The following is a 13,456-nucleotide window of genomic DNA, read 5'->3' on the forward strand; positions in this document are numbered from 1 at the left end:
GCCCTTACATTTGCGAATGAGAAGTGTTATCATTTAGAACCTCGTAGCTCTCTGGCCTGCCCATATGTCCTTGCATACCCTGCCGTTTCAACGCACCCTGATCGCCGTCGCCGTATCCTTGCTGGCGGCGCCGTTGCTGCACGCGCAGCAGGCCGACGCGCCCATTGAGTCGATCCAGGTGTCGGGCAGCTGGCTCGGTTCCGGCTTGCAGAACAGCGTGAAGAATTTCGCCGGCGCGCGCACCGTGTTGAAGAAGGACGACATCGATGCCACCGGCGCCGCCGACATCGGCGACGTCATGCGCCGCATCCCGGGCGTGCAGTCGACCGACAACTCCGGCACCGCCGGCAGCTCGATCTCGCTCAACATCGGCGTGCGCGGCCTGACCGGCCGCTATTCGCCGCGTTCGACGGTGCTGCTGGACGGTATCCCGCTGGCGGTGGCGCCGTACGGCCAGCCGCAGCTGTCGTTCGCGCCGGTCAGCCTCAACAACATCGAATCGATCGACGTGGTGCGCGGCGGCGGCGCGGTGCGCTACGGTCCGCAAAACGTCGGCGGCATCATCAACTTCCGCAGCCGCTCGATTCCGGACGCGCCGGGCGTCGTCACCGATGCGTCGCTGCGCTACAACGAGTACAGCGGCGGCGGGCAGAACCGCCAGTACAGCGCGTTTGCCGGCGCGCAGATGGAGAACGGGTTTGGCGTGGCGCTGCTGTATGCCGGCATGGACGGCACCGACTGGCGCGTGGCCAGCGATGAAAAGGTCAACGACGTCGCGCTCAAGTTCCGCTACCAGATCGATCCGCACAGCGAGGTGTACGGCAATCTGTCCTACTTCGAGGTGAATTCGCGCACGCCGGGCGGGCTGACGGTGAAGGAGTACAACGCCAATCCCTTCCAGAACACGCGCCCGACCGACTTCTGGAGCGGCAACCGCAACGGCATGGACGTCGGCTACCTGAACACCTTGTCGGCCACGCAGGAAGTGGAGATCAAGGCCTACTATAACGAGAGTTTCCGCCAGAGCTCGTTGATCAACGCCGGCAGGACGCAGCTGACCTGGCAGCCGCGCAACTACGAAGTGCTGGGCATCGAGCCGCGCGCCACGCAGCGCTTCGCCGCCGCCGGCATGACGCACGATGTGACGGTCGGCTACCGCTACCTGCGTGAGCGGGGCGACGACAACAACTACATCCAGACCGTATCGACCGGCGCGAACGGCGCGACGTCGACCTTCCTCAACAGCACCGACGCGCATGCGGCGTATGTCGACGACCGCATCGCGGTTGGCGCCTGGCGCATCACACCGGGGCTGCGATACGAGCACATCAAGTCGGAGCGCAACGATCTGACGGCCAGGTCTGTCTTCGCGACCGACAACAACAAGGCCTTGCCGTCGCTGAACGTGGCCTACCTGATGAACCGGGCGCTGACGGTGTTCGCCAACTACACGACCTCGTTCGGACCGGTGCAGAACACCCAGCTCAATTCGCAGACGTCGGCCAACCCGCTGATCCCGGAGCTGGCCAGGACGGCCGAGCTGGGCGCGCGCTGGAAGACTTCAACGCTTAGCGCCGAGGTCACGGCCTTCAAGCTGAAATTCGACAACCAGATCCTGCAAGTGCCGGGCACGACGCCGGCGGTGTTCCGCAACATCGGCGCGACCAAGCACGACGGCATCGAAACGGCGGTCGATTATGGCTTTGATGAAGCGGGCGCGCTGGCGGGCCTGAACGTCTACGCCAACTACACGTACACCAAAGCGGTGCAGGATTCGGGGACGACGGCCGGCCTGGACGTGCCGTTCTACTCGCGCAACACGGACACGGTGGGCGCGCGCTACCGCGTCGGCGCGTGGACGGCGAACCTGTCGAGCACCCACCAGAGCAAGCAATATTCCGACACCGCCAACACGGTGGCCGAGGCGGCGAACGCCAGCGTGGGCCAGATCCCCGGATTCCGCCTGTGGAGCGCCCAGCTGGGCTGGAAGCTGCCGGGCAAGCCTGGCTATGAACTGATGGCCGGCATCAACAACATCGCCGACAAGCGCTACTACACCCGCAACGTCGACGGCAACGCCGGCCGCATGGTAGGCGCCCCGCGCATGGCCTACCTGCAACTTCGCGCCAGCTATTAATCCGGGGTCAGATCTGACATTTGGACACGGACTCTACCGTACTGCCCTGACTAAGAGCCTTTCCACGCCCGGATCGCGCGACTCGCCGTTTTTACCGACACGTTGAAGTGTCGTGCTATCTCGGCGATGGTGTATGCAGTGCTGGCGTAGGCGCGGGCCATGGCCTCGTTGCGGTCTGCATAGTTCTTTTGATAGGTGGTCAGTGGCTGTGCAAGATTGCCGCGTTGCTGTCTGGAGATATAGTCAAGTGTCGCGATGTCCTGTGACGGCTGAAGCCGCCTAACAAAATCCGCGTCGCCAAGTATGAGCTGGTTTGATGTCTGCTTGAGTAGACTCTCCGCGCTGCTGCCCTCCAATACGAACTTCTTGTACTTCACGATGGCATCCGCTCGGTTTGCGTCGAAGTTGGCCAGCAACCAGTCGGTCTGCAGCCATGTCGGCGGCGGTGTGGATCCTGTCGTCAGACGGTAACTGCTCCACGGCCAATCTTCCGGGGCTGCGACCAAATTTGCGCGGACTGGATTCAGAACGATGTATCGCGCCAACTCCAGCAGGTAGGTTTCCTTTTGCACCAGGATGGCTTTGTATCGACCCTGAAAAACATGGCCAACCAAACTGTGCCTGCGGTTGAAGTATTGCGAATACACGCCATTCAGTTGCTGCATGCCGCGCGATAAATTGCCATCTGCGGTTTCGAGCAGGATGTGATAGTGATTCCCCATCTGCAGTATCCATGGACCACAAAATTGAACTGCTCACATACGTCGCCAATATGCTGCAGCCAGACGAGACGGTCGGTGTCGTCGAGATAGATCGACGCTTTACGGTCTCCACGTGCGGTGACATGGTAAAGAGCGCCGGCAAACTGTAGTCGGAGGGGGCGTGCCATGCTGCGACACTAATCGACCTGAGCCAGTAAAGATTGAGAAACCTCAGCTTTTGCTCAACTAGCTGAGCATATGCCGATTACAGCCGAGTTCGTGTCCAAATGTCAGATCTGACCCCGGATTTGCGGATTTGGGCGTAGGACAAAGATGACATTTTGCAATGTTCATAGCCTACATAGGGCTGCAAGGTGGTCCTATACCTGCAGTCAGGGCCGCTGCCTATAGTGTCTACATGCGATCCACACGACATCATTCGAAGGATCAACCAGACATCGAGGCATAAAATGAACAACATCAATATCAGCACCAAGGCAGCTCCTTCGCAGTCCATCAGCCTGATCGGCGCCCAGCAGAACGACCTGCTGCGCGCGCTGTCCCGCGACGATTTGCTGGCGTTGTTTGCCGACCTGGAATTGGTGACTTTGCCGGCAGGGAAGCACTTGTTCGACTACGGCGACCAGGTCGAATACACCTACTTCCCCACCAACGCCATCGTCTCGCTGCAGTATGTGATGGAAGACGGCGCCACCACCGAGATCGCCGTCGTCGGCAGCGAGGGTGTGGTCGGCGTGGCGCTGTATCCCACCGAACGCGCCAGCTACTCGGCCGTCGTCCAGTGCGCCGGCTACGGCTACCGCCTGCGCACCGACGTGCTGCGCGCGGCCTTCTACAGCGGCGGCCCGCTGGCCCAGCAGCTGATGCGCTACACCAGCGCCATGTTCGCCCAGCTGGCCCAGAACGTCGCCGGCAGCCGCCATACCACCATCGAACAGAAGCTGTGCCGCTGGCTGCTGGAGCGCCTCGACCGTTCCCAGTCCAACGAGTTGAAGGTGACGCAGGAATTGATCGCCAATATGCTCGGCGTGCGCCGTGAAAGCATCACGGGCGCGGCCGGCAAACTGGCCGAGGAAGGCTTGATCGAGTATCGCCGCGGCTGCGTCACCGTGCTGGACCGCGACATGATGGAATGCCGCGCCGGCAGCTGCTACCAGTCGGCACACGGCGCCGCCGGCAAGGCCATGCGATACGCGGCTTGATGGTCAATGCAGGGTTAGTGCAGGACGCGGGACGCCGGCTGGATGCTGAAGCCGGCGTAGTCCATGCGTGGCATGGGACGGATCGCCTCGGCCTGGTCGAGCTTGCGCTGCACCAGTTTATGCCAGGCGCTGGCCCAGCGGGCCGCCAACTGGGATTCCTCCGCCGAACGCGCGTACAGCGTCCTCTCCACGGCGATTTTCTGTCTTTGCAGGGCGTAGGTGGCAGATATCAGAGTAGTCATGGCGGTCACGGAATGGCTAGGTTGGGCAGTATGCGATGCCATTTTGACCGGCTCGCCGCCATTTGAATGTGCGCCAGTTCACCCATGCGCATCAGAAGTCAGGCATGGCCGCGTAAAATGCGGCCATTGTTGTGTTTTTGCATCAACTGTTGCGTCTGTCACGGCGGAAATGAGGCGGCAAGCCGCCTCACTTTGCCGATAATTTCCATTTCAATAATATTGTTTATTTGCACTACAAGTGCGGCGATGGCGGCCGCCACGCCGGCGCCGTAGGCCGGATCGGCCTGGGTGCAGTTGAAGATATGGCGCTCCTGCACCGGCTTCGACACGCCATGGATCGCGCGCGCCGTGTTCTCGAACAGTAGCTGCTTCTTCTCCGCCGTCAGCAGGCGGAACAGATTGCCCGGCTGCGAATAGTAGTCGGTGTCGACGCGGTGGTCCCAGTGCGCGGCCGCGCCTTCCAGCGACAGCGGCGGTTCGGCGAACTGCGGCTGCTGCAGCCACTCGCCGCGGCTGTTCGGCTCATACGAGGTGCCGGCGCCGTGGTTGCCGTCGGTGCGCATGGCGCCGTCGCGGTGGTAGCTGTGGAACGGGCATTTCGGCGCGTTGACCGGGATCGCGTGATGGTTCACGCCGAGCCGGTAGCGCGCCGCGTCGCCGTACGAGAACAGGCGCGATTGCAGCATCTTGTCCGGCGAGAAGCTCACGCCCGGCACCACGTTGGCCGGCGAGAACGCCGATTGCTCGACCTCCGCGAAATAGTTTTCCGGATTGCGGTTCAGTTCCAGCACGCCGACGTCGATCAGCGGGTAGTCCTTGTGCGGCCAGACCTTGGTCAGGTCGAACGGGTTGTAGGGCACCTTGGAGGCTTCGTTTTCCGGCATGATCTGCACCGCCAGTTTCCAGCGCGGGAAGTCCTTGTTCTCGATGGCGTCGAACAGGTCGCGCTGCGAGCTTTCACGGTCGCGGCCCACCACCTCGGTCGCCTCGGCGTCGCTGAAGTTGGCGATGCCCTGCTGGCAGACGAAGTGGAACTTGACCCAGAAACGCTCGTTGTTCGGGCTGATGAAGCTGAAGGTATGGCTGCCGAAGCCGTGCATGTGGCGGTAGCCTTTCGGGATGCCGCGGTCGCTCATGACGATGGTGATCTGGTGCAGCGCTTCCGGCAGCAGCGTCCAGAAGTCCCAGTTGTTCTCCGCGCTGCGCAGATTGGTTTTCGGGTCGCGCTTGACGACGTGGTTCAGGTCCGGGAACTTGAGCGGATCGCGGAAGAAGAACACCGGCGTGTTGTTGCCCACCACGTCCCAGTTGCCTTGCTCGGTATAGAACTTGACGGCGAAGCCGCGGATATCGCGTTCGGCGTCGGCCGCGCCGCGTTCGCCGGCCACGGTGGAGAAGCGCATGAAGATATCGGTCTTCTTGCCGACCTCGGAGAACAGCGCGGCGCGCGTGTATTTGGTGATGTCGTGGGTGACGGTGAAGGTGCCGAAGGCGCCGGAGCCCTTGGCGTGCATGCGGCGCTCGGGTATCACCTCGCGCGCGAAGTGGGCCAGCTTTTCCAGGTGCCATACGTCCTGCAGCAGGACCGGGCCGTGCGGGCCGGCGGTCTGGGTGTTCTGGTTGTCGACGACGGGCGCGCCGGCCGCGGTGGTGAGGTTTTTCATGGAAGCTCCCAGGTTATGGAAACTTTCAGCTTACCGAACTTATGCTTGCGGCGCCGCTCTCTTTAGGGGGAGCGCGCGCCCGGCAATCGTTGCAGCTGCACCAGGGCCAGGTTGGCGTACAACGGCGGGCCGAGGACATGGGAGACGGTGCGCGCCACCATCGCGCAGGCCATCAGGCTAAGCACCATGGCGTGGCCGTCCACCATTTCCATGACGATGATGAAGGAGGTCAGCGGCGCCTGGGTTGCCGCCGCCAGGAAACCGACCATGCCCAGCGCGATCAGCGCGCTCGCGTGCGGATAATTCAGCAACTGGGCCACGTCGTTGCCCAGCGCGGCGCCGATGGCCAGCGACGGCGCGAAGATGCCGGCCGGGACGCCGGACCAGGCGGTCAGCCAGGTGGCGATGAATTTGAAGGAAAAGAACATCGCCGGCGTGCGATCGTGACCGGCCAGCATGTCGTGCGTATGGCCATAGCCGCTGCCGATGACGGCGCCGCCGGTCAGCAGGCCCAGGCCCGCTACCGCCAGGCCGCAGCCGGCGGCGAACCATATGGGCCAACGGCCGCGCCAGCGGCTGAAGCGGTCGGTGGCGGTGCCGCTGAGCGAGGCGATCAACAGGCGCGAGAACAGGCCGCCGGCCAATCCGCTCAGCAGGGCCACCAGCAACCCCGGCAGCAATAGCGACAGGTCGATGCCGGCCGCGTGGATGATGCCGAAGTAGGTGGCGTTGCCGTTGACGGAGACCGCCATCAGGCCGGCCAGCACGATGGCGGCCATCAGCAGGCCGCTGCTGCGCTGTTCCGGTGTGCGGGAGAGTTCTTCGATGGCGAACATGACGCCGGCCAGCGGCGTGTTGAAGGCGGCGGCGATGCCTGCCGCGCCGCCGGCCACCAGCAGGCCGTGCGCGGTGACGGTGGTCCGCTCGGGCAGCCAGCGCCGCGCACTGAGCATGACGCCGGCCGCCACTTGCACCGACGGTCCTTCGCGGCCGATCGACAGGCCGGCCAGGAAGCCGCCGGCGGTCAACAGGATCTTGGCGACACTCAGCCGCAACGAGGCAAACAGGCCGAGTTGCTCGGTCGGTGTCGAAGGTTCCAGGCCGGCCATGACTTGCGGTATGCCGGAACCGCCGGCGCCGGCGGCATAGCGGCGCGTCAGCCAGACGATGACGGCCGTCGACAATGGCGTCCACAGCAGCGGAGCCCACCAGGCCAGGCGGCACAAGGCCTCGAACAGATCGAATGCCTGCTCGGCCAGCCAGGTGAAGCCGACCACGGTCAGGCCGGCGGCGGCGGCGAACGCCACCACCAGGCCGCGCGAGCTCCAGACGCGCCAGTCGCTGAATTCTTTGTGGAAGGCCCGGCGGATATTGTGCGGGTGTTTCATCTGCGCTGCAGAACCTGAAAGTAAAAACGCCCGGCTTGGGCCGGGCGTTTTGAAGGGCGATTACTTGCTTGGGTAGACGATGTCTGCGCGGCGGTTTTGTGCGCGGGCTGCGTCGTCGCTGCCGGTGGCTTTTTCTTTACCGAAGCTGACGGCTTCCATCTGGCTGTCTTTCACGCCTTGTACTTTCAGGGCGGTGATGACGGCTTGGGCGCGCTTCTGGCCCAGGGCCAGGTTGTACTCGGTGCCGCCGCGTTCGTCGGTGTTGCCTTCGACCTTGATCGACACGTTAGGATTGGCCGACAGGAATTTGCCGTGATCGGCGACCAGCGCGCTGAACTCCGGCTTGACGGTGTACTTGTCGAAGTCGAAGAACACGCTGCGGTTCTTGTAGATCGAGCTGTTCGGGTCCAGGTAGGCTGGCAGAACCACGGCAACCGGAGCGGCCACTGGTGCTGGAGCTGGAGCGACCGGTGCAGGAGCGACCGGCGCAGGTGCCGGTGCCGGGGCAACGACAGGGGCTGGGGTGCTGCAGGCGCTCAGGACGGCCAGTGCGCAGGCTGCCAGCAAGATTTTTTGTTGTGCTTTCATGGAAAAACTCCCGAATGGTTTCAGTTTTTGTAGGGAACTGCATGGGTATGAGGCTGTACAGCCAGCCGCGAGCGGTATTATATAAGGGTTTCCCTGAGAAGAATTGACTCAATGCATTATTTTTTCAGCCAGGGAGCGAATGGCGCCAGATCCTTGCCCGCTTCGACGTACCAGGCGCGGCGGGCGATGTCGAATTGCGCGCCCAGCGCCTTGACCTGGTCCTTCTCGTGGAAGGTGGCGCTCAGGTAGTGGCGCGACGGCGCGGCGGCGGGCGCGGCGGCTCTCTGCGACTGGTTGCGGGCCACGGCGCCGTCGGCGGCGGCGGCCGATTTCGGCAGCCGCATCTGGGCGATGAAGGCGCTGCGCAGCGCCGCGTCGGCGGGCGAGAGCAAGGTCAGGCGCACGCGGGCGCGGGTGGCGCCGACGTAGAACAGGTTTTCCTCGTCGGCCTTGGGCTGGGTCGGGTGCGGGAATTCGTCGGCCTGCAAAAAGGGCAGGATCACGTGGTCGAATTCCTTGCCCTTGGCGTTGGCCACGCATTCGATCAGCACCGCCTTGCGTTCGCGCTTGCGGCGGATGAAGGCTTCTCGGGCGTTCATCGCGGCCCAGAACTCGCGCAGCGTCTGGCCCGAGGCGGCGGCCGATTCCAGCAGTCCCGCCACCGATTTGTTGACCACGCCCGCTTCGTAGGGACGCACAAAGATGCGCCGCGCCGTCGCCACCAGCTTGACCCGCTCGCACACTTCGCGCAGCACGTCGGCCGCCGGCGTGGCCTGGTCGACCGTGGACAGCCAGGCGATGGTGGCGATCACCGCCTGCTTGGTGGCCTGGCTGGCGACGTCGCGGTAGCTGGTTTCCTCGTCGTCGCGGCGCTCGTCCTCGATCAGGAACAACTCGCCCAGCAGCGCCGGATCCTTGACGATCTGCGCCTTGAAGTTGTCGATGCGGCGCGCCGTGAAGCGCATTTCGCTGAAGGCCAGCATGGCGTCGACAATCGCGCCGCGCACCTGTTCGGACTTGACGGCGGCGAAGTCCTTCAGCGCGATCGCCAGCAGGCCGCGCAGGAACAGCATCTCGTCGCGCTGCAGGTAGCCGGCCATGGCCGGCGTGCGGTAGTCGATGTCCGCTTCGATCAGCGCGTTCTCGATGGCCATCGACTGATGGCGGTCGCGTATCAGGATGGCGCAGCCGTCCAGCGGTTGGCCGCCGGCCTTCCATTGCTTGATCGCGGCGATGGCCTGCAGCGCGCAGCCGGCGGCGTCGTCGTAGTGGGCCTGGCGGATCTCGGTGCGCAGCGGCAGGCTCGATTCCACCGCCTTCTGCTTGAATTCGGCCATGGCGTAGGCCAGGTGCGGGCCGTGGCGGTAGCTGTAGGTGAGCGGATAGCGCACCAGCTTCGGATAGCTCTGCGCGAAGCGGCGGTTCAGGTACTGCTCGCTGGCGCCCAGCCTGGCGTGGATCACCTGGTCCTTGTCGCCGGCGCCGACGAAGAAGCATTGCGGCCTGACGACCAGCGCGTCGAGGATGCGGAAGGCGGCCTCGTTCAGGTCGTGCAGCTCGTCGCACAGCACCAGCCGGTAGTCGGGAAAGTGCTCGGCCAGGCGCGCGCCGCCGTCCAGGTTGCAGGCCAGGTCGTAGGTGGCGTCGAACGGGCCGCGGAACACCGCGCCCGCGCCGCCGTCCAGCCGCAACGTTTCGTATTCGATGGTGGTCAGGTAGTCGGTCAGCGGCACGCCCAGCAACTCGGCCGCTTCCTCCACGCCCATGAATTCCACGTCGGTGGCCAGCGCCATCGTCGCCTTCAATTGCAGCTGCAGGTCGAGAAACTGGGCCAGCGCGATGCTGTGGGTTTGCGGCTCCAGGCCGTCGAGGCCGCCGGCGTAGCGCTCGCCGACGCGGTCGACCGCCTCCAGCGCGTAGGCCTTGAGCTGGCGCGCCTCGGCGCACTGGCGCAGCGAGTCGCCGTCGATGCGGTCCAGCTGTTGGGCCGCGAAATCCTCGAAGGTCTGCACCGCCACGCGCGCGGCCAGCGCCGCCGGCACGCCGACGTCGAGCAGCCGCTGGCGCATGACGTCGCGCGCCTCGGGCGTGAAGGTCAGCGCCAGGATCTGCTCCGGCGCCAGCTTGCGCGCCAGCGCCTCGCCGATGCGCAGCGCCAGCGTGGTGGTCTTGGCGGCGCCGGCGTTGGCGTCCACCAGCACCACCTTGTTCTGGGCCAGCTGGATCGCGGTCTGCTCTGCGGTGGGGATCAGGCCATGCGGGGTGAAACGGGGAGGATTATTGGTTTGGACAGCGCTCATCCGCACATTATAGCGAGCGGCGCGGGGATGGCGGACACCGGTGGCTGCAATGGCTGCAGGCGCGCGGTCGCCCCCTCGATGAACTGGGCGCTAAACACGCGCCGTTCGATCTCGGTTTCCCGGCTGTCGATGACGGCGCACAGCAGGTTGGCGGCGGCGGCGGCCATCTTTTGCATCGGCTGGCGCAGCGTGGTCAGGTTGTAGCTGAGCCAGTTCGACGGCTCGACCGCGTCGAAGCCGGCCACCGACATCTGCTCCGGCACGGCGATGCCCAGCTGGTGGCGGGCGCAGTCGAGGCAGCCGATGGCCATCACGTCGCTGCCGCAGATGATGGCGTCCGGCACGCCGCCCATCTGCTCGATGATGGCCTTGAGGCCGGCGGCGCCGCTCTTGTAGTCGTATTCGCCCGGCACCACGACCGGCGGCGGCAGGCCCAGTTCGGCCAGCCGCTCGCAGGCGCCGCGGCGACGCTCGCTGGCGACGGTGGAATCCTCGGTGCCGGCGATGATGCCGAAGCGGCGGTGGCCGGCGGCGGCCAGGCGCGAGACCAGCATGCGGCCCGCTTCCAGGTGGTCGCAGGTGACGGTGTTGACGCTTTCGTCGCGCAGCGTGCGGTTGAACAGCACCAGCGGCATGCCGCGCCGCTCGAATTCGGCGATGTGGTCGCCGCTGAGGCGGGCGGCGGCGATGACGCCGTCGACCTGGAATTGCCAGACGTCGGCCAGCACGCGGTCGACGTCGCTCTCGCGTTCCAAGGTGAACAGCAGCACGCGCTTGCCGCGCGTGGTCAGGTTCTGGCTCAGCTCGGCGAGCAGTTCGGGATAGTACAGGTTGGCCTGGTTGGTGATCAGCACCGCCACCATGTTCGAACGGCGCGTGATCAGGCTGCGGGCGGCGGCGTTGGGGATGTAGTCCAGCAGCGCGGCGGCCTTCATCACGCGGGCGTAGGTGGTCTTGGAGACGCTGGCGCCCGGCTTGAAGCAGCGCGATACCGCGGATTGCGATACGCCGGCCACCAGCGCCACGTCGTACGAGGTGACGCGGCGGGCTTCGCGGGCGATGGTGGCTTTGTGTTCAGTCGCGCTGACTTCGAGTGTCGGCTTGGTCTTGGTCATTGTTTTTATGCGGGGTGGCTGCTTGTGCAGGTCTCAATCCGTCGAGCATAATCAAAAACTTGTCCGATAGCAACAAATATCGTTTTTCTTTCAAGAAATATTCGGCTAGTTGTGGCCACCATGCAATTTTTACCCGAAGGTGGGATTTTGCGGCAATTTCTGATAAGATACCGCCCCTTTACGATCTGAAGGATTTGACATGGCCATAGCTTGCGGCGTCGATTTTGGCACGTCAAATTCCACCGTGGGCTGGGTGCGTCCCGGCCACCCCGTGATGCTCGGGCTGGAGGATGGCAAGACCACCTTGCCGTCGGTCGTGTTCTTCAACGCGGAGGACGAGGAAGTCACCTTCGGCCGCGCGGCGCTGGCCGAATACCTGGCCGGCTACGAGGGACGCCTGATGCGTTCCATGAAGAGTTTGCTCGGCACCAGCCTGATCGACGGCCAGACCGAGGTCGGCGGCCGCGCGCTGCCGTTCCGCGCGCTGCTGGCCCAGTTCATCGGCGAGCTCAAGCACCGCGCCGAACAGTCGGCCGGCCGCCAGTTCACGTCGGCCGTGTTCGGTCGTCCGGTCCATTTCATCGACGACAGCAGCGACAACGACCAGCTGGCCGAGGACACGCTGGCCGAGGTGGCCCGTTCGGTCGGCTTCAAGGACATCGCCTTCCAGTTCGAACCGATCGCCGCCGCCTTCGACTACGAGTCGCAGATCGCCCGCGAGGAACTGGTGCTGATCGCCGACATCGGCGGCGGCACCTCGGACTTTTCGCTGGTGCGCCTGTCGCCCGAGCGCGCGAAGAAAACCGAGCGGCGCGACGACATCCTGGCCAACGGCGGCGTCCACATCGGCGGCACCGACTTCGATAAATACCTGAGCCTGTCGTCGGTGATGCCGCTGCTGGGCTACGGCAGCCGCCTGCGCAACAACAGCGAGGTGCCGTCGAGCTACTACTTCAACCTGGCGACCTGGCACACGATCAACCAGGCCTACACCAAGAAGATGTGGACCCAGCTGTCCGACCTGCTGCGCGATTCGGCCGAGCAGGAAAAGCTGGGCCGCCTGCAAAGGCTGATCGACGAGCGCGCCGGCCACTGGCTGGCGATGAAGGTGGAGGAGGGCAAGATCGCCTTGTCCGACGCCGCCCGCGTGCAGCTGGAGCTGGACCGTCTGTCGCCGGCCGTCACGCTCGAGCTGGACCGCGCCGCGTTCGACGAGTCGATCGGCCACCTGGTCGGCTCGGTCGAGAACACCGTGCTCAGCCTGCTGCGCGATGCAGGCGTAGCGCCGGCCGATGTCGACACCGTCTTCTTCACCGGCGGATCGAGCGGCGTGCGCATGCTGCGCGAACGCATCGCGGCGCTGGTGCCGGCCGCGCGCAAGGTCGAGGGCGATTTGTTCGGCAGCATCGGCGCCGGCCTGGCGCTGGACGCCGTGCGCAAGTTCGGTTGAGGTGACGAGATGCTGAACCAGTCCATCGTCATGCTCGACTTTGAAACCACCGGCCTGTCGCCCGACATGGGCGACCGCATCACCGAAGTGGCGGCGCTGCGCATCGTCGACGGCAAGGTGGTGGAGCGCTATGTGTCGCTGATCAACTGCAATGTGCGCATCCCTTCGTTTATCACCGGCCTGACCGGCATCACGCAGGCGATGGTCGACGGCGCGCCGCCGGTATCGAAAGTGGTGCCGGAGCTGCTGGACTTCATCGGCGGCGACGCGCTGTCCGCCCACAACGCCAGCTTCGACGACAAGTTCCTGCGCGCCGAGGCGGCCCGGCTGGGCTTGACGCCGGGCTATCAATCGCTGGTGTGTTCGCTGAAACTGTCGCGCCGCGTGTTTCCCAACCTGGCCAGCTACAAGCTGGGCAATCTGTCGGGACAGCTAGGCATCCGCTTTGCCAGCGCGGCCCACCGGGCCGAGTCCGACGCGGAAGTGGCGGCGCAGGTGCTGATTCATATCGGCAAACATATCGGCGCCACCTATGGCATCGCCGGTGTCGATCCGGCCTTGTTGGTGTCGATCAACAAGCTGGCGGCCGCCAAGGTCCACCAGTTCCTGGAAAAACAAAAAGTGCGGTGACCAAGCGTCACTCGCATT

11 protein-coding genes are annotated in these 13,456 nt (G+C 64.6%); 4 read left to right on the forward strand and 7 right to left on the reverse strand.

What is annotated here, in order from left to right; genetic code table 11:
• Nucleotides 1–64 precede the first annotated feature (64 nt).
• Nucleotides 65–2,137 carry a TonB-dependent receptor family protein gene (locus ACSQ3S_RS16120; RefSeq protein WP_436143007.1) on the forward strand — a complete coding sequence of 691 codons (2,073 nt, stop codon included), beginning with the start codon at nucleotides 65–67 and terminating at the stop codon, nucleotides 2,135–2,137.
• A 50-nt stretch (nucleotides 2,138–2,187) separates the two neighbouring features.
• Here ACSQ3S_RS16120 and ACSQ3S_RS16125 read toward each other — a convergent pair whose 3' ends face one another.
• On the reverse strand, nucleotides 2,188–2,859 hold the full coding sequence (locus ACSQ3S_RS16125; RefSeq protein ID WP_436143008.1) for a transposase: 672 nt from the start codon (nucleotides 2,857–2,859) through the stop codon (nucleotides 2,188–2,190).
• A 449-nt stretch (nucleotides 2,860–3,308) separates the two neighbouring features.
• Between ACSQ3S_RS16125 and ACSQ3S_RS16130 the strand changes: the two genes are divergently transcribed.
• On the forward strand, nucleotides 3,309–4,061 hold the full coding sequence (locus ACSQ3S_RS16130; protein WP_176650572.1) for a Crp/Fnr family transcriptional regulator: 753 nt from the start codon (nucleotides 3,309–3,311) through the stop codon (nucleotides 4,059–4,061).
• Between the two features lie 14 nt (nucleotides 4,062–4,075).
• Here ACSQ3S_RS16130 and ACSQ3S_RS16135 read toward each other — a convergent pair whose 3' ends face one another.
• The 6 genes from ACSQ3S_RS16135 to ACSQ3S_RS16160 form a co-directional block, all read right to left on the reverse strand.
• Nucleotides 4,076–4,303, reverse strand: coding sequence for a hypothetical protein (locus tag ACSQ3S_RS16135; RefSeq protein WP_353398350.1), 228 nt, complete (start codon nucleotides 4,301–4,303; stop codon nucleotides 4,076–4,078).
• A gap of 158 nt (nucleotides 4,304–4,461) precedes the next feature.
• Nucleotides 4,462–5,967 (reverse strand): catalase, encoded by a 1,506-nt coding sequence (locus ACSQ3S_RS16140; RefSeq protein WP_436143009.1) that lies wholly within the window; start codon nucleotides 5,965–5,967, stop codon nucleotides 4,462–4,464.
• 62 nt (nucleotides 5,968–6,029) lie between these two features.
• A complete protein-coding gene (locus ACSQ3S_RS16145; RefSeq protein WP_436143010.1) occupies nucleotides 6,030–7,355 on the reverse strand; it encodes a chloride channel protein in 1,326 nt (441 codons plus the stop codon).
• 60 nt (nucleotides 7,356–7,415) lie between these two features.
• Nucleotides 7,416–7,943: an OmpA family protein gene (locus ACSQ3S_RS16150; protein WP_353398359.1), complete on the reverse strand. Its 528-nt coding sequence runs from the start codon at nucleotides 7,941–7,943 to the stop codon at nucleotides 7,416–7,418.
• Between the two features lie 116 nt (nucleotides 7,944–8,059).
• On the reverse strand, nucleotides 8,060–10,243 hold the full coding sequence (locus ACSQ3S_RS16155; RefSeq protein WP_436143011.1) for a UvrD-helicase domain-containing protein: 2,184 nt from the start codon (nucleotides 10,241–10,243) through the stop codon (nucleotides 8,060–8,062).
• Nucleotides 10,240–11,358, reverse strand: a complete 1,119-nt coding sequence (locus tag ACSQ3S_RS16160) for a LacI family DNA-binding transcriptional regulator (protein ID WP_176650578.1) — start codon at nucleotides 11,356–11,358, stop codon at nucleotides 10,240–10,242. Before ACSQ3S_RS16160 ends, ACSQ3S_RS16155 begins: the two co-directional genes overlap by 4 nt.
• 199 nt (nucleotides 11,359–11,557) lie before the next feature.
• On the opposite strand from ACSQ3S_RS16160, the gene ACSQ3S_RS16165 reads away from it, so the two are divergent.
• Together ACSQ3S_RS16165 and ACSQ3S_RS16170 are read left to right on the forward strand one after the other, a co-directional pair.
• Nucleotides 11,558–12,808 (forward strand): Hsp70 family protein, encoded by a 1,251-nt coding sequence (locus ACSQ3S_RS16165; RefSeq protein WP_176650579.1) that lies wholly within the window; start codon nucleotides 11,558–11,560, stop codon nucleotides 12,806–12,808.
• Nucleotides 12,809–12,817: 9 nt separating this feature from the next.
• A complete protein-coding gene (locus tag ACSQ3S_RS16170) occupies nucleotides 12,818–13,438 on the forward strand; it encodes a 3'-5' exonuclease (protein ID WP_436143012.1) in 621 nt (206 codons plus the stop codon).
• Nucleotides 13,439–13,456 lie beyond the last annotated feature (18 nt).

The sequence above is a fragment of the Duganella sp. LjRoot269 genome (genome assembly GCF_964254095.1).
GTDB classification, from domain to species: Bacteria; Pseudomonadota; Gammaproteobacteria; order Burkholderiales; family Burkholderiaceae_D; genus Rugamonas; species Rugamonas hordei.